Source organism: Maritimibacter alkaliphilus HTCC2654 (assembly GCF_000152805.1).
Classification (GTDB): Bacteria; Pseudomonadota; Alphaproteobacteria; order Rhodobacterales; family Rhodobacteraceae; genus Maritimibacter; species Maritimibacter alkaliphilus.
On the sequence record NZ_CH902578.1, the window covers coordinates 1,734,020 to 1,750,190 of the forward strand.

At 61.8% G+C, this 16,171-nt stretch carries 15 protein-coding genes and 1 tRNA gene; 3 read left to right on the forward strand and 13 right to left on the reverse strand.

Annotation, left to right across the window (positions count from 1 at the left end):
- Window positions 1-2: 2 nt before the first annotated feature.
- The gene (locus tag RB2654_RS09440) at window positions 3-554 is read right to left on the reverse strand and encodes a thermonuclease family protein (RefSeq protein WP_161600687.1); all 552 of its coding nucleotides are present in this window, start codon (window positions 552-554) and stop codon (window positions 3-5) included.
- A gap of 34 nt (window positions 555-588) precedes the next feature.
- Between RB2654_RS09440 and RB2654_RS09445 the strand changes: the two genes are divergently transcribed.
- On the forward strand, window positions 589-1,338 hold the full coding sequence (locus tag RB2654_RS09445; RefSeq protein ID WP_008330796.1) for a pentapeptide repeat-containing protein: 750 nt from the start codon (window positions 589-591) through the stop codon (window positions 1,336-1,338).
- Between the two features lie 2 nt (window positions 1,339-1,340).
- Here RB2654_RS09445 and RB2654_RS09450 read toward each other — a convergent pair whose 3' ends face one another.
- From RB2654_RS09450 to RB2654_RS09495, 10 genes are all read right to left on the reverse strand, one after another.
- Window positions 1,341-2,072: a hypothetical protein gene (locus RB2654_RS09450; protein WP_008330797.1), complete on the reverse strand. Its 732-nt coding sequence runs from the start codon at window positions 2,070-2,072 to the stop codon at window positions 1,341-1,343.
- Window positions 2,073-2,079: 7 nt separating this feature from the next.
- Complete coding sequence (locus RB2654_RS09455) at window positions 2,080-2,589, reverse strand: c-type cytochrome (RefSeq protein ID WP_008330798.1); 510 nt, start codon at window positions 2,587-2,589, stop codon at window positions 2,080-2,082.
- A gap of 81 nt (window positions 2,590-2,670) precedes the next feature.
- The gene (locus RB2654_RS09460; RefSeq protein ID WP_040884653.1) at window positions 2,671-4,398 is read right to left on the reverse strand and encodes a pyrroloquinoline quinone-dependent dehydrogenase; all 1,728 of its coding nucleotides are present in this window, start codon (window positions 4,396-4,398) and stop codon (window positions 2,671-2,673) included.
- Window positions 4,399-4,742: 344 nt separating this feature from the next.
- Window positions 4,743-5,342, reverse strand: coding sequence for a hypothetical protein (locus RB2654_RS09465; RefSeq protein ID WP_138423681.1), 600 nt, complete (start codon window positions 5,340-5,342; stop codon window positions 4,743-4,745).
- A 505-nt stretch (window positions 5,343-5,847) separates the two neighbouring features.
- The gene (locus RB2654_RS09470) at window positions 5,848-6,843 is read right to left on the reverse strand and encodes a LysR family transcriptional regulator (RefSeq protein ID WP_008330801.1); all 996 of its coding nucleotides are present in this window, start codon (window positions 6,841-6,843) and stop codon (window positions 5,848-5,850) included.
- A 395-nt stretch (window positions 6,844-7,238) separates the two neighbouring features.
- Window positions 7,239-8,285 (reverse strand): ABC transporter substrate-binding protein, encoded by a 1,047-nt coding sequence (locus tag RB2654_RS09475; protein WP_008330802.1) that lies wholly within the window; start codon window positions 8,283-8,285, stop codon window positions 7,239-7,241.
- A 54-nt stretch (window positions 8,286-8,339) separates the two neighbouring features.
- Window positions 8,340-9,581 (reverse strand): DUF1501 domain-containing protein, encoded by a 1,242-nt coding sequence (locus RB2654_RS09480; RefSeq protein WP_008330803.1) that lies wholly within the window; start codon window positions 9,579-9,581, stop codon window positions 8,340-8,342.
- A 21-nt stretch (window positions 9,582-9,602) separates the two neighbouring features.
- Window positions 9,603-11,321 carry a DUF1800 domain-containing protein gene (locus tag RB2654_RS09485; protein WP_008330804.1) on the reverse strand — a complete coding sequence of 573 codons (1,719 nt, stop codon included), beginning with the start codon at window positions 11,319-11,321 and terminating at the stop codon, window positions 9,603-9,605.
- A 91-nt stretch (window positions 11,322-11,412) separates the two neighbouring features.
- Window positions 11,413-12,234 (reverse strand): ABC transporter ATP-binding protein, encoded by an 822-nt coding sequence (locus RB2654_RS09490; RefSeq protein ID WP_008330809.1) that lies wholly within the window; start codon window positions 12,232-12,234, stop codon window positions 11,413-11,415.
- Window positions 12,235-12,236: 2 nt separating this feature from the next.
- Window positions 12,237-13,082, reverse strand: coding sequence for an ABC transporter permease (locus RB2654_RS09495; protein WP_008330811.1), 846 nt, complete (start codon window positions 13,080-13,082; stop codon window positions 12,237-12,239).
- A gap of 496 nt (window positions 13,083-13,578) precedes the next feature.
- Here RB2654_RS09495 and RB2654_RS09500 point away from each other — a divergent pair.
- Together RB2654_RS09500 and RB2654_RS09505 are read left to right on the forward strand one after the other, a co-directional pair.
- Window positions 13,579-13,668: transfer RNA gene (locus tag RB2654_RS09500), tRNA-Ser, on the forward strand.
- A 149-nt stretch (window positions 13,669-13,817) separates the two neighbouring features.
- A complete protein-coding gene (locus RB2654_RS09505) occupies window positions 13,818-15,089 on the forward strand; it encodes a site-specific integrase (protein WP_008330812.1) in 1,272 nt (423 codons plus the stop codon).
- Here RB2654_RS09505 and RB2654_RS09510 read toward each other — a convergent pair.
- Both RB2654_RS09510 and RB2654_RS22380 read right to left on the reverse strand, forming a co-directional pair.
- Window positions 15,071-15,253 (reverse strand): hypothetical protein, encoded by a 183-nt coding sequence (locus RB2654_RS09510; RefSeq protein ID WP_008330815.1) that lies wholly within the window; start codon window positions 15,251-15,253, stop codon window positions 15,071-15,073. The two genes, RB2654_RS09505 and RB2654_RS09510, sit on opposite strands and share 19 nt — an antisense overlap.
- 134 nt (window positions 15,254-15,387) lie before the next feature.
- On the reverse strand, window positions 15,388-15,876 hold the full coding sequence (locus RB2654_RS22380) for a hypothetical protein (RefSeq protein ID WP_008330816.1): 489 nt from the start codon (window positions 15,874-15,876) through the stop codon (window positions 15,388-15,390).
- Window positions 15,877-16,171 lie beyond the last annotated feature (295 nt).

Genomic DNA, 16,171 nt, shown 5'->3' on the forward strand with positions numbered 1-16,171 from the left:
TCCTACCTCAAACCACCGGGCGTCTCACGGCGGCGAAAGAGCCAAGGCTCTTCGAATTCCACGCCGACCTGCCACAACCCCACGCCCGCGGTGATCGCATCGACCATGTCCACCACATACTCGTCAGATTGTTCTTCGAAGGCGAGCGCAAAGCCCGCCTTCACCATTTCCGCGTTCAGGTCGTCGCCGCCGCTGGTGCAGACGCCGAACTGGCGGCCCAGACGGTCGGGTTCGCCCCGGTAGGTGCAGGAGACTTCGCCGCGTCCGGCCAGAAGTTGCAGATGCCGCTTGGCGGCGTCATGGCAGCCCCAGACCGTGCCGTTGATATAGCATCGCTGCGGACGTTCGGGCGCATCGACGCCCCACAGGATCACCCGTTGCTGGCCGAATTTCAGCACGTCCGCGTCGATCACTTCGGGTATGCCGCTGATGCCCGTGTCCGTCGACTGGGCCTGCGCGGGGTGGATCATGGCAGCCCCGGCGACAAGGAAAATAGAAACGGCCAATGCCCGGTATTTGAAAAACCGTGCGGCTTGGCCTGTATCAGAAGGCATGGATATGACCTTTCGAAAACAAGTGAGACCGGGAATGCGCTTCGCCCTCGTGACAATTCTTGCCATGGCCGCCGGACCGGCCGCCGCAGATCAGGTGGCCGATCTGATTGCCGGAACGATCAAGGAATGTCGCGGCTGCGACCTTCGCGAAGCGAATTTCAAGAAAGCCGACCTGACGGGGGTCGATCTGACGGGCGCGGACCTGACTGACGCGACCTTTCACCGGGCGACCCTGCGCGGCGCGATTCTGGAGGACGTCACGGCCGTCGGCACCAACTTCAACGTCGCCGATCTGACGCAGGCGCAATTGGGCGGCGGCGATTTTTCCCGCGCGTTCTTCTATGCCGCGCAACTGTCCGGTGCGGACCTGACCGACGCGAACCTGACCGAGGCGCGGATGCAGACCGCGCGGCTGACCTCCGCGAAGCTGCCGGGTGCGATGCTGGACCGTGCGCTCTTGATGGATGCGGTCGCCAACAATGCCGATTTCAGCGGAGCGACGATGAACCGGACCAACCTGAGCGGCGCGCATATGGCCCGTGGCCTGTTCGACGGGGCCACGATCAGCTTTTCCGGCTTCGTGAAGGTCAAGGCGGGGCGCGCCAGCTTCGCCGATGCGACGATCGCGCATACCGACTTCTACGGCGCCGACCTGCGCCGGGCCAGCGTCACCGGCGCCAAATTGACGGGCAACCGCTTTACCACGGCGGCGGCCAGCGGCGTCGATTTCGACCAGGCCACCATGAACGGAAACTTCATGGTGAATGGCCAACAGCAGGACTGAGTTCATCGCGACGCTCCGGATTCGTACGGAGCCTTGACCTCTTCATACCGGGTCTGGCTTTCGAAATAGCCGGTGTTGACCTCCCGCGTCTCGGGGTTCAGCCCTTCCTGACCCTTTTTGCGTAGCAACGTCGCCTCGAGCTCGACAAGGGTGTCGCCCTCGGGGGATTCGCCCGTGCAGAGCTCATGGATGAATTGCTTGCCGACGGGTTGCTCGCCGTCCTTCATGTCGAGATCCCTGCACGTCAGCGACCAGTCGCTGAAACGGGCCTTGAAATTGCGGATCAAGGTGACGGCGTTGCGCCGGTCGTAGTCGCTGACACGGTTGTCCGTGAAGATGCGCCTGCCCTGCACGATGCCCTCGGGATCGACGAGCACCGACACGATCACCGGATGGGCGAAGACCGAAGTGCCACCGTGGAGAAATTTGAACTCGGAATTCAGCGCCAGAGCGATGTAATCCTGTTCGTCGTCATAGGTGAAACTGACTTCGCGGAGCCCGGACTCTTCGGGATTGCAGTCCATGAAGTCGTCAAACGACTTCAACGGCCGCCCCGGCGGTCCGCCGTTCGTGCCACAGGCGATCTCGGCGACCTGATTGTCCGGTGCCAGTGAAATGGGTTCGCCGAGTTCGACATCCCATATCGAGAACTCGGGTTCGACCTGAACCTGCGCCACGGACATCTGGGCCGAAAGTCCAAGGCAAAGAAGGGCGATCAGGGACGTGCTTTTCATGTCCGCGCTACCTCAGGCTGTTGCAGGCCGCGGCGGCCGGATTCTCGAAAAACGCGGTGCATTCCTCGAACGTCGGCTTGCCCAGCCCGATCACTTCGGATTGCAGGTAGGCCACGACATTCTGGATATCGTCGTCGCCGAACGTCTTGCCCCGCTTGGGTTTGTCGTCCGCGTCGAAGTCGTCGAGAGACATGCCGTAGCAGCCGTCCCCGTCATAGGCCTGTCGGCTGTGGTAGGGCATCGGCGTGCCCGGAAGCCCGCATCGGATGACCTCGGCCAGACCCTCGGCATCGAGGGCGGTTTCGCGAAGGTTGGAGCCGGGTGGTGCGCGAAGGTGAACACCGGACCTGCCGTCCGCCGCCCACCCGTGGCACCTCATGCAATCCCCCACCGAACGGAACACCGTCTTACCACGTGCCGGATCGCCCACCGGATCCGCGGCCTGCGCCACGGTCGTCACGGGCATGGCCAGCATGAAAGGCAAGAGCATGGCGGCCGCGGCGCGGGTGACGTGCATTTCGGCTCCTGTAAGTTCGGGGAAAGCGTTTAGACGAAAATGCCGGGCAGCCGAAGCTGCCCGGCACGGAGGACCTCAGGATCAGTTGACCGCGAAGACCCAGAGCATGTTGGACTGCTGCATGCTTTCCAGCTCTTCATGCCCGTTGGCGTTGCCGCCCACCGGGCCGCCGAGAATGGCAACATACTGCTTGCCATCGACCGCGTAGGTCATCGGCGGTGCGCGGAACGAGGTGCCGACGTTGACCGACCAGAGCGGCTCCAGCGTCGTCGCATCGTAGGCGCCCATGGTGCCGTCGAGCGAGCCCGAGTAGACCACTTCAGGCGTGACCAGCACACCGCTGTGGTTCGGGTAGGGCATGTTCTGCTTGGCAACCTGCTCGCTGGTCGTCACGTCCATCGCCGTGATCGAACCGGTCTGCTCGCTGCTGCCGGCATAAGTCCCGCCGAGGAAGATGACACCCGGCATGACGTCTTCTGCCGCCATTTCCTGCGTCGCGATCTCCGAGCAGCCTTCCTGACCTGCACCATAGGCGATGCCGGTTTCGGGGTTGTAGGCCGTCGGGTAGTAGTTCACGCCACCGGTGATGTGCGGGCAGTGGTCGATCGGATCGCTGCCACGGCTGATGACGCCGGCGGCATAGGTCTGAAGCGACTTCGAGGGGTCGTACTCAACCGGCATGCCGGTCTTGGGGTCGATCCCTTCGGTCCAGTTCAGTTCGGTCACATACTGAGCCGACTGAATGTAGGCACCGCTGTTCCGGTCGAGCGTATAGAAGATGCCGTTCCGGCCGAAGTGCGACAGGACCTTGCGCTCTTCCCCATCGACGGTGACGTCCATCAGCAGCTGAATGCCGACTTCGTCATAGTCCATGTAGTCGCCCGGCGTGTACTGGAAGTGCCACTTCAGCTCGCCGGTATCCGCGTCGAGCGCGATGGTCGAGTTCGAGTAGAGGTTGTCGCCCGGACGGAATTCGGGGTCGAACATCGGCACAGGGTTGCCCGTGCCCCAGTAGGTCGTGTTGGTTTCAGGGTCATAGGAACCCGTCACCCAAAGCGCCGCCCCGCCGGTTTTCCAGCAATCGGGGTTTCCGCTTTCCTCGCAGAGCCACGTCTCGGAACCCGGCTGACCTGGCTCCGGCACCGTGAAGAAGCGCCAGACTTCTTCGCCGGTCGCGGCGTCGAGTGCGGCAAGCCAACCACGGGTGGCCCAGTCACCGTAGGACTGACCGACAAGAATCTTGTCGCCCACGGCCAGCGGCGCGCTGGTGAAGCCTTCGCCCGGCTCGGTGGCGGCCTGAACGTCCCATGCGACCTCACCGGTCTCGTTGTTACAGGCCACGACACGGCCATCGTTCAGCGCCGTGATGACGTTGTCGCCGTGCAGCGCGAGGCCGCGGTTGGCGAGAAGCACGCCCGCGGTCGGGTCTTTTTCGATGCCGGTGTCGCAGACCCAGAGAATCTGGCCCTTCGTTCCCGACGTCACGTCGATCTTGTAGGGCGAACCCCACGGATCGGAGACGTACATGAAGCCGTTGTCGACCAGCGGCGTCGCTTCCATGTAGCCCGCGCCGAAGCCCGACGGCTCGAGCCCGCCGATCGGAACGGCGAAAGCCAGACTCAGGTCGGCGGCATTGCTGGCGTTGATCTCGTTCAGCGGGGAAAAGCGGTTGGAATCATAGGTCCGGTGGACCATGAGCCAGTTGGCGGCTTCTTCCTCCGACCCGGCGGCCACCAGCCGTTCCGGCGTCACCTGCGCAAAACCTGCGCCTGCAAGGCTGACAGCGGTGAGCGCCGTCAACGTAGCCAATCTAGATCTCGTTGTCATATTTGTCCTCCCTTACAGGGTTGAATCCCTAGGTATGCCCATGCTGTCACTTTCAGGTGATGAGTTTTTCAATATGGGACATTGCTTTTTGCATAAGCTACTGGCGCAACGGCGCAAACTGACGAGGCAGATGCATAAAAATGCACCACGGGGATTGTCTGGCGCTTCAGGAATTCGGCCATCTGTCCCCACGAAAACCCGGCCATGTGCAGGTGCATGACGTGCAAAAAAAATGCCCGGGCCGAACCCGGGCATTACGCTTTTCTCACATCGACCCGTGCGCCTTGACCGGCACGGGGTCGAAGAGGTTCAGATGCCTGTCGGCCCTAGGCCTTCGGCTGGCGCACGAACAGGCCGCGGATAAGACCGAGCACGACCAGAACCCCGCCGGCGGCCAGTGCGTAGTAGTAGCCGTCCTTCAGGTAGCCGGTCATCTTGACTTTGTTGCCCGTCATGGCGTGGCGGATCGTGGATTCGCCGATGAAGTTGCTGTCAGCCATGCCCGCGCGCCAATCGCCGATCACATAGGCAAGGACGACGGCGACCACATAGGACAGACCGACGAGCAGGATCAGAAGCGTCGCGAGCGGAAGCTTGAAGCGTCCCAGCGAAAGGCGGCGCTTGATGAAGAGGCTTGCGGCAAGTGCCAGCAGGCACACCGTGAAGTAGGCCCACATGAACGGCACGAAGATGCCCGGCATCGCCCAGAGGTCGGGGTTGGCGTTGGCGCGGACCTGACCGATCACCTCGATGCCCCACGGACGCATCAGCATGTGGTCGTCGCCCGGAAGAACCGCGATGCTGGCCCCCCACCACGGGGTGTACCACGAGTAAACCATGAAAGCGGCCCCTGCGATGAGCAGAACCCGGAATATCCACACTCCAGCGCCCGATTGCGCAGTCCCCTGCATAGTTGTGTCTGCCATTTTTCCTCCCTTGCGGTCGCGCCGTTCCGTCCCGGCCTTCCGTTCCATTTTAGCCAATGATTACAAGCGTTTATACGTCACTGAGCATAGTATCAGCGTGATTTTTACCAAGTCAAGACTAGGGCGGCATCGCGGGGGATGCCAGTCGGGGCGTGCAGAATCCGATGGCGCGGCTCACGGCTGTCGGTGCGATGCCGCGACCAATTCTTCGCGCTGAAATGGGGATGCGCTGGAAAGAGGGGAAATCTGGTTAACTTGCGGCAAAACCTCAAGTTTTTCGCTGTTCTGACCGTCAGACCGATTAGATTTGGCGCGGGTTCGCGCGGCTTGCCCGACCTCGCTGATCGGCGGCGCCGGGGGGATATAGCGTATGCCAATCCAATGAATTGGGTATTAATATGTGCCGCTGTGCGGATGCCGAATACACCCGGTGGGAGCCGCGAATACACAAGCCTCTCCACCCGTCGGCGGTTTCCCGGTCTGGGCTCGCCCCGGTCAGCGACGGTTATTCGGCAGCGGTTCTGAAATGCGGCAATGTCCGCATTTCCTGTTCCAGAAGCTCGTCGGAATACTCGGTCTTGACCCATTCGCTCAACCGGCGCTGGAACTCGGCGAAGGGGCGCAGGGTCAGCAGATGCCGTGGCATCACGAGCACCGCGTCGCGGACGTGCTCGCCCAGATCGTAGAACTTGATCCGCTGCCGGACCGAAACCGGAAGGTTGGGCAGCAGAGACAGGGGGGCGTGACAGGTGGCGAGGCCCGCCGCCACGATGTCCACCGCGCCCTGGTGCGTCGTGCACGAAAAATACGGGACCGCCCTGCGCATACAGGTTCTGTACCAATGCTCGCTACGGGCTTTCCAAGGCACAGCGGTGCCGACATCGACGTAGTTTCGAAGCGGACCGAGTTCATCCTCGTTCGACGAATCTCCACTCAGAGTCCGCGCGAGCTCGTCATCGTCCACCCCGGCGGGCACGACCAGCACGATCTTGTCGCGAAACAGGTGAACCAGATGCATCGACATCTTGTATTCGCCGACGCTCGCCTCGCTCACGATGGCGCAGTTCAGTTTGTGGGTCGCGATCATCTCGACCAGTTCGGCGGAGCCGAGCGCCCAGACGAAATCCACCCGCGAGAAATCGGTGATTTCCCGCGACAGGGTCGCCGCCTTTTCCATGAACCGCCCTCTGAGCGACGGCGTTGTTCCGAAACGCAATTCCAGACCGCTTTTACCTGTGCGGGACTGGTGATCGACGGTCGCCTGATCCAGCGTTCCCAGGATGCTTTGCGCGACCTTGAACCAGTGTTCGCCCGCCTGGGTAAGCTGGCCGTCGTGCCCGCGCTGGCGATAGATCAACTGCGCGCCAAGAAGCTCCTCGAACTTGGCAAGTTGCTGCGAAATCGTCGGCTGCGACAAACCAAGCGACCGTTTGGCTTTGCTGATAGAGCCGCTCACCACGATCGCGTGCAGGATTTCAAGTTGGCGCAGGGTGATGTCCACGTCGGTCCTCGTTAGGCAGGAGCAATTCGGCGTATTGATTTTTGCAATAGTTAACAGGGAGTTTGGTGCGTCTGAAATGTTTTTTTCGTGATCGGCCACCAGATCGTCGGCCGCTACGTACACGCTACACCCCCATTTCGCATACAAAAGATGAGAAATGGGACCAATGCAATCCCTTGTCGTCCGGCAATTGCGGTAAATCTTCGGTGGGCGTCGATGCATGGGCAAGGAGCAATGCGGCGACTCCCCTGTTGTGGAGCGCTTGAAATGAACAACGCCGCTTCCCGTGTGACCGGAAAAGCGGCGTTGCGATACGAAAACCCGAAGCGACGGGCTTTTCGGTCTTAAGCGAACATGGTCAGTATCTTCGCACTTTTTAACGGTCTACCAAAGCGTCAGTTGCGAAGGTCCAATCCGAACCCTTCGGCGGCGCCGAGGTTTTCCATCGATTGTTGGGTGAAGCTCAGATCGCTCACATCGGCGAAGTCGATCACCGCGACACCTTCGAAGTCCGGCTTGGCGTAGATGAAGTTCAGGGTTTTCTCCAACTCGGCCGGTGCCATGCAGCCATTGATGCACCAGCGCGACGCGTTCAGTTCGGCGGTTTGTTCAAGGCTCTCACGGGTCAGGTCCGGGCGCGCTTCGGCGGCGATGTCGATCCAGCGTTCCGGGTCGGCCTGCATGTCGCGCGAAACCTCGATGAGGGCGTCGGTGAACCGCTGGATCGCGTCGCGTTTCTCTTCAAGCGTGCTTTCCAGCCCGGCCACGAACTTCGTCAGCGCCGGCGAGCGGCGCGAGAACTCGTCGGGCGGGACGATGATGTGGATGCTGTCGACCTCGCCCACGGATGAGTAGGTTCCGAACGACACCGTCGTCGCATCGACCTTCCCGGCGGCGAGCGCCTGAATTCGCACGTCCGGCGCACCGATCGCGACGTATTCGATGTTGTCGGGCGACACGCCGTATTCCGTCAGAACCGCCTGACCGAGCGCGTGGTCGAGACTGCCGAAATCCGCGATGGCGAAACTGCGCCCTTCAAGGTCTTCGACCGTCGCCAATTCGGTCAGCCCGGCGATCAGGAAGGACGTGCCAATGGAGCTTGCGACCACGCCGCGCACCTTGACGTCGTTGTCGGCCCTGAGACGCAGGGCCGTTTCCAGCGAAATGTCGGCAAGGTCCACGGACCCGGAATAAAGCGCGGCGGCGGCCTGTGGCGTGCCGTCGAGTTTGACATAGGTGACATCCACCCCGTGCCGTTCGAAATAGCCGAGGTCGTCAGCCAGACTGAAGATCGAAGCCGTGGTCGGGTTGAAATTCGCATCCACGACACCGAGCGCGACACTGAGTTCGAGCATGTCGTCCTGCGCAAGCGCGGGGATCGAGAGGGCCGCGAGGGCGGCGAGGGAAAGCGCGGGAAGTCTTAGGTCTGCAATACGTGTCATGTTAGTCCTCGTGTTGTCGGCCAAGCGGCCTGTCGTTTTTTCGGCCCGGCGGGATCAGGCCGCCGGGCGAAAGATCGGGATCGGGGCGAAGTCGTCGTTCAGGATCGTGGATGCCCCGTCATGGCCCATCCATCCGCTGATGAGCGTGGAGTAGATGCGGCGGAAATCCGTCGTGTATTTCAGGTTCCCGTCGTCGAGGTCACTCAGGCTCGGCACGCCGCCATAGTGGCCGCCCGCGATGGGATTGCCGATCATGAAGGCCGGGCCTGCGGTGCCGTGATCGGTGCCGAGACTGGTGTTTTCCGGGACACGCCGCCCGAATTCGCTGAACGCCATCAGCACGATGTCGTCGCCGCGGCCCAGCCGCTCCATGTCCTGCATGAAGGCGGCGATGTGATCCGAGGAGTAAGACCAAAGCCGCGCGTGCGGGTCTTTCTGGTAGACATGCGTGTCGAAGGCGTTGTTGCGGTAAGGCACGTAATAGACGCGCGTCGGGAAATCGGCGGCGATAAGGGCCGCGACCTTTTCCAGCCCCCACGGGGCGAGGCCGTAATCGACGGGGGTGGAATAGGAACTCCACGCATCGCGCACGAGCTGTTCCGAGGTGGAGGCGCTTGCCGCGATCTCCTTGAGGAAATCGAGCGCACCGTTGTCGTTCCCGTTTCCCCTGCGGTCCACGGCGGCCATGACGTCGGCCTCAGCCTCGAACATCTGGCGGGTGAACTTGTTCGGGTCGTCGAAAACCAGCGGCACATGATGTTCCGCGTTCACGGCAAGCGACTGGTGGTCGTCGACATTGATGAGGAAATTCGGGTTGTGGCCCAGCGGGTCGATGGCGTCGGCCATGCGCCCGAGCCAGCCATGCGCCTCGCCGCTGTTCGGGGCGCCGGTTTGCCAATAGGCCATCGAGGAAAAATGCGAGAACGAGGGCTGGTCATAGCCCACGCCATGCACGATCCCCATCTTGCCGTCCTTATAGAGCCTCTCGAACCCGGTCATCGTCTTTTGAAAGCCGAAGTGGTCGTCGATCTCGATCAGGTTCTTCTGACGAATGCCAAGGTTCGGACGCGCGTTGTAATACGCGTCGTCGGCATAGGGGATCACGGTGTTCAGCCCATCGTTCCCGCCGGAGAGTTCGACGATCACGAGGATGCGGTCGGTGCTGTCGGCATCGGCCACCTTGGACCACACCGGCGAGGTCGAGATGCCCCCTGCCCCTTCGAGCACGAGGCTGTCGTAGCCGGACGCCTTCAGCCGGTCCTTGTCGGCGCGGGTCAGTTTCGTCTGTTTCGCCATATAGGCCTCCCTTCGGGTGCGTCAGGCCAGTTGGTATTGCGGGGCGCTCATGATGCCATGAGCGGCAAGGCGGAGCGGATATTCGAGATAGCTGTCCGCCTCGGCGAGCGTTTCGGTTCCCAGTTCCTCGTTAAGAAGCTCGACGATCGCGGCGCGGGCCGGATCGTCCAGCGGCACGCGCAGGAAACGGTCGGACAACGCATCGACCGCGTCGGACGTGGTCTTGGCGTCGGCGTCGCGCACCATCTCGGACAGGCTGAACTGGGCCGGGGACCGGGGGATCGGCTTGACCCGCCGCATCGCCTGCTGCCAGCCCTGAAGGCTCGCGTAACGGGTGTTGAACGCTTCCTGAATGCCCTGGGCCATGCTGTCCGAGGCCCCCTCTTCCAGCGTGGCCGCCGTGATCTCCATGCCCGCGTTGATGTTGTTGTTCACCCGCCGCACTTCGCCGCCCGGGTTCAGGTTCGGGTCGACGAAATTTATCATGTCGGGGAACAGCACCGATTGCGCGAAGTTGCCTCGCTCGAACAGAAGCCCCGGCGTGATCCATGCGCGCCCCTCGCCCCAGCCGGCCACGGTCGGCGGATAGAGCAGGATCTGACCCAGCGTCTTGCCGACCGTGTAGGGGTCGGGCACGCCGGGCAGCGCGTCGAGGCCCAGTTTGCGATAGGTCGAGATAAGCAGTTCGGTGGGCGACTTGATATGGTTCGCGACCGAGGCCGGACTGTAGAAATCCTGCGACAGGAACAGGGTGCGCAGGAACGGTTTCAACGCGTAATCATGCTTGCGCAGAAGCGCGCCAAGGTCCGCCGCCATCGCGGGCGAAAGATCGTCGCGCACGAAGAACCTGTAAATCTTGCTCGCGATGTAAAGCGCGGTCTGGTCCTGATCCAGAATGATCCTGAGAATGTCGTCGCCGTCGAAATTGCCGGTCTGGCCCAGAAAACGCTTTTCGCCGTCGTCGTGCTTGTCCGGGTCGATCACGAACGTCAGGTCGTCGTTGCCCCAGCCGGTGAATGCGCGGGCGGCCTCACGAATGTCGGCCTCGGTGTAGTTGCCCACACCCATCGTGAACAGCTCCATCACCTCGCGCCCGAAATTCTCGTTGGGCGCACCTTTCACGTTGTGCGAGGCGTCGAGGAACACGAGCATCGCCGGGTCTTTAGACACGGCGGTAAGAAGGTCGCTGAAATTGCCGAGACTGCCGTTTCGCAGGGTGTCGAGTTGCAGTTGGATCTTGCGGTAATCGCGCAGCTTTTCCTCGCTCGTGGCGAAGTGGCCGTGCCAGAAGAGCGTCATCTTTTCCTGAAGCGGATGCGGGCTGCGCACCATCCGGTCCAACCACCAGAAGCCCAGGCGCCGAGTCTCAAGCACGGTCGCGCGCAGCCAGTAGAAGAACCGGTCGGTCACCGGCTGAAGCGGTCGCGCGCCGGAAGGTTTGACGCGAACCCCCATCGCCTCGCCGGTGCGTTCGGCCAGTTCGGTGGCCGCCGGGCGGCTGGGCGGAAAATCCTTCAGCGTCGCGTCCCAGACCCCAGAGTGCTCGAACGGCGGGAGGGACGAGGTATCGCCGCCTGCGAGCATGAAATCGACAGCAGCTTCGGGGGTCATGGCCGCCAGATGCGCGATCTCGTCCGGCGTGCCGCCAAACCCGGCACGTTCCAGTAGGTGTCCGGCGAATTCACGGGTCCAGACGTCGCCATTGATCGGATCGAGCGATCCGGAAGCGAGCGTTGCCATTGTTTTCCTCCCACCGCCAACGGAATCGGCGGTGCTGTCAGCTAAACGCGTCAGGCGCCTTTCAGCACCCTATAAAAACGATTTGGTTTTCCTATATGCCTTTGGTCGTACCCGGATCGAAGGCATAGGCGAGCTCCTCGAGCTCCGCCCCGTCACGCGACATGGCGTGAATCCGGTTCCAAAGATCGGCCCGAAGCGCCGCGAAACGCGGGTCCGCCCGCGGATCGGTTTCCCAGCGCGGCTCGGGCAAGTCGACCGTCAGCGTCGTTTCGATCGCCCCCGGTCGCGGTCTGAGCAGGACGATCCGTTGTGACAGAAAGATCGCTTCGTCGATGTCATGGGTGACAAAGACGATCGCGGTGCCGCGCCGCGCCCAGAGTTTCAAAAGCTCGGCGCGCAGCGTCTCGCGCGTCATGGCGTCGAGGGCCGCGAAGGGTTCGTCCATCAAGAGCACGTCGGGCTCGACGGCAAGCGCGCGGGCCAGACCGACCCGTTGCTGCATCCCGCCGGACAGTTCGTGCGGAAAAGCCTCGGCGAAGTCACGCAGACCCACGGCACCGAGAAGCCCCAACGAACGCTCGCGCCGCGCCGTGCGGGACAGGCCCCGTAGCGCCAGAACGAACTCGATATTGCCAAGCACGCTGCGCCACGGCAGCAGGCGCGCGGACTGGAACACCATGGCAAGATCGGAATTCGGCGTCGGCGCCTCCCCCCGCACCAGAACCGTGCCGGTATCGGGCTGGAGCAAGCCGTTCATCAGCCGAAGCAGCGTGGTCTTGCCGCAACCCGAGGGTCCGACGAGGCTTACGAATTCCCTCGGCGCGATGTCGAGGGTTATGTCCTCGAGCGCGACGACCCTGCCGTCCTTGAACCATTTGCCGACATTGCGGAGCGAGATGAGCGGTGCGGTCATGGTCAGTGGTCTTCGGACATCGAAACCCGCCAGCGCCCCAGCCGGCGTTCGGCGTATCGCAGCGACGCGGTGATCGCGGTGCCGAGCGCCATGAGCACGAAGACCACCGCGAAATACTTGTCCATCTGGAACCGGTTCCCGGCGGCTACCAGCAGCCCGCCCAGACCGGACTGCGCCATGGTCAGTTCGGCGATGACCGTGCCGACGGTCGAGATCGCGGCCCCGATGCGAAGCCCGCTCAGGATTGAGGGCAAGGCATCCGGCACCATCACCTGCCAGAACAGCGACCACCGCCCCGCACCGAAGGATTGCGCCATCTCGGTCAGATCCCGGTTCGCCGACGCGATTCCCGCCGCCGTGTTGATGAGGATCGGAAACAGCGCGGCATTCCAGACGACGACGATCTTGGCCTCGGTGTACAGGCCGAACCAGACGATGATGAGCGGGATGAAGGCCGCCCCGGGTGTCGAGTTCATCGCGTTCACGAACGGGTCGAACACGCGCCCTGCGAACGGCAGGCCGCCAAGGAAAATCCCGATCCCGATCCCCGTGACCGCCGCAAGCAAATAGCCCAGCACGAGCACCGTCAGAGATTGCCCGAGCGCGCGCGGGATCGTCCCGTCGAGGGTCATGCCGACGCCTTCGCGCACCACGTCCACGGGACTTGGCATCACCAGCTTGCCCGCGACCGCGTTCAGCACTTCCATCGACACGAGAAGGAGCAGCGTAATCCCGATCCAGGACGACCACAGGAGAACGCGCTTGCGGGTGCGGGCCTTCGCCGCGCGTGCCGTACTGTCGTGAATGGGACGGGCCGTTTCGGTATTCGAGTCGCTCAAATCGACCATCCTCGCGTGGCACATTTCCCAAGCCGGTTCAGGGTTCTGTTCGGCTTGGCATGTGGGCGGGAATGTTTCGCATCTGCGAGTCAAAGTCCAGTTCGACGCGTTCGGCGGGGCTTCGACCGCACGGCGGAGGGCTTTGATCGGATGGAGGTTGTGGTTTTCACGGGGCCGACGGCGAGGTGGGTGTGAGGCGAGTATTTGAGCGGTTTTAGGGCAGGTGTGACCAGCGCACCCGAGAACGTAGTGCACCGGCAAACAATGCGACGCGCGAGAGGGACAGGGTCGGCGCGAAGAACCCGTACTCCAGATTGCCTCCCGACATGCTCGCGCGCCAAGCCACGTTTTCAGCCTAGGTCCACGTGGGAAGCCCCCGCCCCCTCGCTCGTCGCTCACCGGATGCCCGGCACCAACGCGCCGTTCGCCCAAGGCGGCAAGGTTTTTCCGAGCGCGGACAGAAACGCCTTGTAACCCTTATGTTCCCTTGGCTATACGCGTCGGCGGAGACGTGGCCGAGTGGTCGAAGGCGCTCCCCTGCTAAGGGAGTAGGCGGGAAACCGTCTCGAGGGTTCGAATCCCTTCGTCTCCGCCACCTTTCATCGCTAACTTCCAGCCCTAATGCACTGTTTTTGAAGTGAAAATAGGCAACTTCCCTGTCTCAGCTTAGTCGCCCCAGCCGATTTTGCTATACAAATCGCTATACGTTTTGCTCTACATTGCGCGCGCGAAGGTGAGGTAACAATGGCGATCAAAACCCGTGGAAAGAAGCTCTCCCTCTACAGAAGGGTTCCAAAAAGGTATGAATCGGTCGAGCCGCGCAAGTTCATCTGGCTGTCTTTGCACACAGACAGCATGTCACAGGCCGAGGCGAAAGCAGGTCCGGCTTGGGAGCAGTTGGTGGCCGGGTGGGAGGCGAAGCTGGCCGGTGACACATCCGACGCAGAACAGCGTTTTGAGGCGGCTCGTGAACTCGCGGAGGCGCGCGGCTTCCGCTATATGCGCGTGGAAAAGGTCGCCCAACTGCCCATGGACGAGCTACTAGATCGGATCGAGGCGGTCCCGGTCAAAAAAGGCAAGCCAGACCTAATAGAGGCGGCCGCGCTTCTCGGTGGCGCGAAGGAATCCGAGATCACTGTCACACGCGCCCTGAAGCTCTACTGGAATCTGGCGCGAGAGAAGACCCTCGGCAAGAGCGCTGACCAGGTTCGCAAGTGGGAGAACCCTCGGAAGAAGGCCATCAAGACGTTTATCACTGTCGTGGGCGATAAGCCCATATCCGAGATCACAGGCGATGACATGCTCGATTTTCGCGCCTGGTGGCTGGACAGGATCGAGAACGAGGGTCTGTCCCCCGGCAGCGCCAACAAGGACCTCATTCATCTCGGAGAGGTTCTGAAAACCGTGAACAAGATGAAGCGCTTGAACCTGGTTCTCCCCCTGTCCGATCTCAGCTTCAAAGAAGGCGAAGCCGTCCCGCGGCCGCCATTTTCGGACGCCTGGATCAGAGACAAGATCATGGAGCCCGGCGCCTTGGACGGGTTGAACGAGGACGCACGTTTCATTCTGCTGGCAATGATCAACACCGGCGCTCGACCGAGCGAGCTGGCAGCTCTATCAGCCCCTCAGATATGCCTTGACGGCGACGTGCCGCACATTTCCATCGAGCCAGTGGTGCGCCAGCTCAAGAGTGCCAACGCGCGGCGCGTGATCCCGCTGTGCGGCATAAGCCTGACGGCCATGCGCGCCCGTCCGGAGGGCTTCCCGCGCTATTGGGACAGCTCTGCCAGTCTTTCAGCCACCGTGAACAAATTCCTTCGGGCAAATGGTCTCATGGAGACACCGAAACACTCGTTATATGGGCTGAGACACAGTTTCGAAGACCGAATGCTCGCCGCCGGCGTCGATGAGCGAATTCGACGCGACCTGATGGGCCATGCGCTCGATCGCGAGCGCTACGGCAAAGGCGCAAGCTTGACACACTTGCATTCGATCATTCAGCCGACGGCCTTGTAATCTCGGGCTGCGATCTGGGCGCGCCGGAAGACATCTTCCTGGTCTTTCAACGCAATGATCTCGCGCTCGATCCTTTGAAAGATCGGCACGTAGGCGCGGTCGTGCGTGACCAACACAGCCACCTTGGCATAGGCAGCTTTTAGCCTGTCGAGATCGGTGTTCATACTAAGGCTATAGCGATCGCGATGACGCATTCGCTTGAAGTGGGTAAATAATCCCGAGTGTCGCTTTTGCGCAACACCCCTAATCAGCCGCCTCGCGAAAACCCGAAGCCAAATTCGTCAGTAACGGTCGAAACTCATCGCAAACAATCGACGGCGTCGTCGGTCGGCCCGAAATAATCGATGCAGTCCCGCATGTCCTCTATGGCAGAAAGTGCATCGTCGCGCTGCTGCGTGACGAAAAGGAGATCCGACCGCGCGTTTGAGAGGGCGCCTCGCGCATCATCTAGGTCATCCACTGTCGATCGGAAAGCATCCCGCATCTCCTGACTGTCCTCGAGCAGATCATTGTAGTCGTCCACCAGCGCGTTGAAGCGCGACTGAAGCCCATCGTATTCGTCCGCGCACTCGGTCAGGTTCGATTTGCAGGTGAACCCTTCGTAGTTGCATTGGTAGCTGCTGAAACAGGCGGCATCCTGGCTCACGCACTTGCCCTGGCTCGAACACACAGTATCGCCGTAACCCAAGCACGCGGCGCGATCACCGTATGAGCAGGAGAAGGTCTGCTGCGCGTGGGCGTGGCCGGGGGCTATGGAGAGGGCGAGTGCCATCAGCAGGTGCTTCATGTGGGCAGGTCCAGCTTCGGCAGCGCGCTTACGATCTTCATCGTCTCCAGGCTCACCGTGATGACGCGCTGGAACAGCTCGAATGGGTAAGCGCGGTTGTTCATGGTCTCGTTGGCTTCGTTGACGACGCCGTCGGCCTCGCGAAGAGAAGGACGGCAGCTTGAGCCCCGAATTGTGTGAACCCAAAAAACGGAAATTCGCAGGGGTCAAGACAGTTATCCTGCATTTCCGCAACTAACGTTTAAACTCAGACCAATTACCTTTTTGAAAAGTATTACGCGCCCCGTAGGGCGCG

What these genes read in the sequence shown, in the direction of transcription:
- RB2654_RS09440 (WP_161600687.1), bottom strand. Translation starts at nt 554, where the DNA reads ATGCCTTCTGATACAGGCCAAGCCGCACGGTTTTTCAAATACCGGGCA.
- RB2654_RS09445 (WP_008330796.1), top strand. Translation starts at nt 589, where the DNA reads ATGCGCTTCGCCCTCGTGACAATTCTTGCCATGGCCGCCGGACCGGCC.
- RB2654_RS09450 (WP_008330797.1), bottom strand. Translation starts at nt 2,072, where the DNA reads ATGAAAAGCACGTCCCTGATCGCCCTTCTTTGCCTTGGACTTTCGGCC.
- RB2654_RS09455 (WP_008330798.1), bottom strand. Translation starts at nt 2,589, where the DNA reads ATGCACGTCACCCGCGCCGCGGCCGCCATGCTCTTGCCTTTCATGCTG.
- RB2654_RS09465 (WP_138423681.1), bottom strand. Translation starts at nt 5,342, where the DNA reads ATGGCAGACACAACTATGCAGGGGACTGCGCAATCGGGCGCTGGAGTG.
- RB2654_RS09475 (WP_008330802.1), bottom strand. Translation starts at nt 8,285, where the DNA reads ATGACACGTATTGCAGACCTAAGACTTCCCGCGCTTTCCCTCGCCGCC.
- RB2654_RS09480 (WP_008330803.1), bottom strand. Translation starts at nt 9,581, where the DNA reads ATGGCGAAACAGACGAAACTGACCCGCGCCGACAAGGACCGGCTGAAG.
- RB2654_RS09485 (WP_008330804.1), bottom strand. Translation starts at nt 11,321, where the DNA reads ATGGCAACGCTCGCTTCCGGATCGCTCGATCCGATCAATGGCGACGTC.
- RB2654_RS09490 (WP_008330809.1), bottom strand. Translation starts at nt 12,234, where the DNA reads ATGACCGCACCGCTCATCTCGCTCCGCAATGTCGGCAAATGGTTCAAG.
- RB2654_RS09495 (WP_008330811.1), bottom strand. Translation starts at nt 13,082, where the DNA reads ATGGTCGATTTGAGCGACTCGAATACCGAAACGGCCCGTCCCATTCAC.
- RB2654_RS09505 (WP_008330812.1), top strand. Translation starts at nt 13,818, where the DNA reads ATGGCGATCAAAACCCGTGGAAAGAAGCTCTCCCTCTACAGAAGGGTT.
- RB2654_RS09510 (WP_008330815.1), bottom strand. Translation starts at nt 15,253, where the DNA reads ATGAACACCGATCTCGACAGGCTAAAAGCTGCCTATGCCAAGGTGGCT.
- RB2654_RS22380 (WP_008330816.1), bottom strand. Translation starts at nt 15,876, where the DNA reads ATGAAGCACCTGCTGATGGCACTCGCCCTCTCCATAGCCCCCGGCCAC.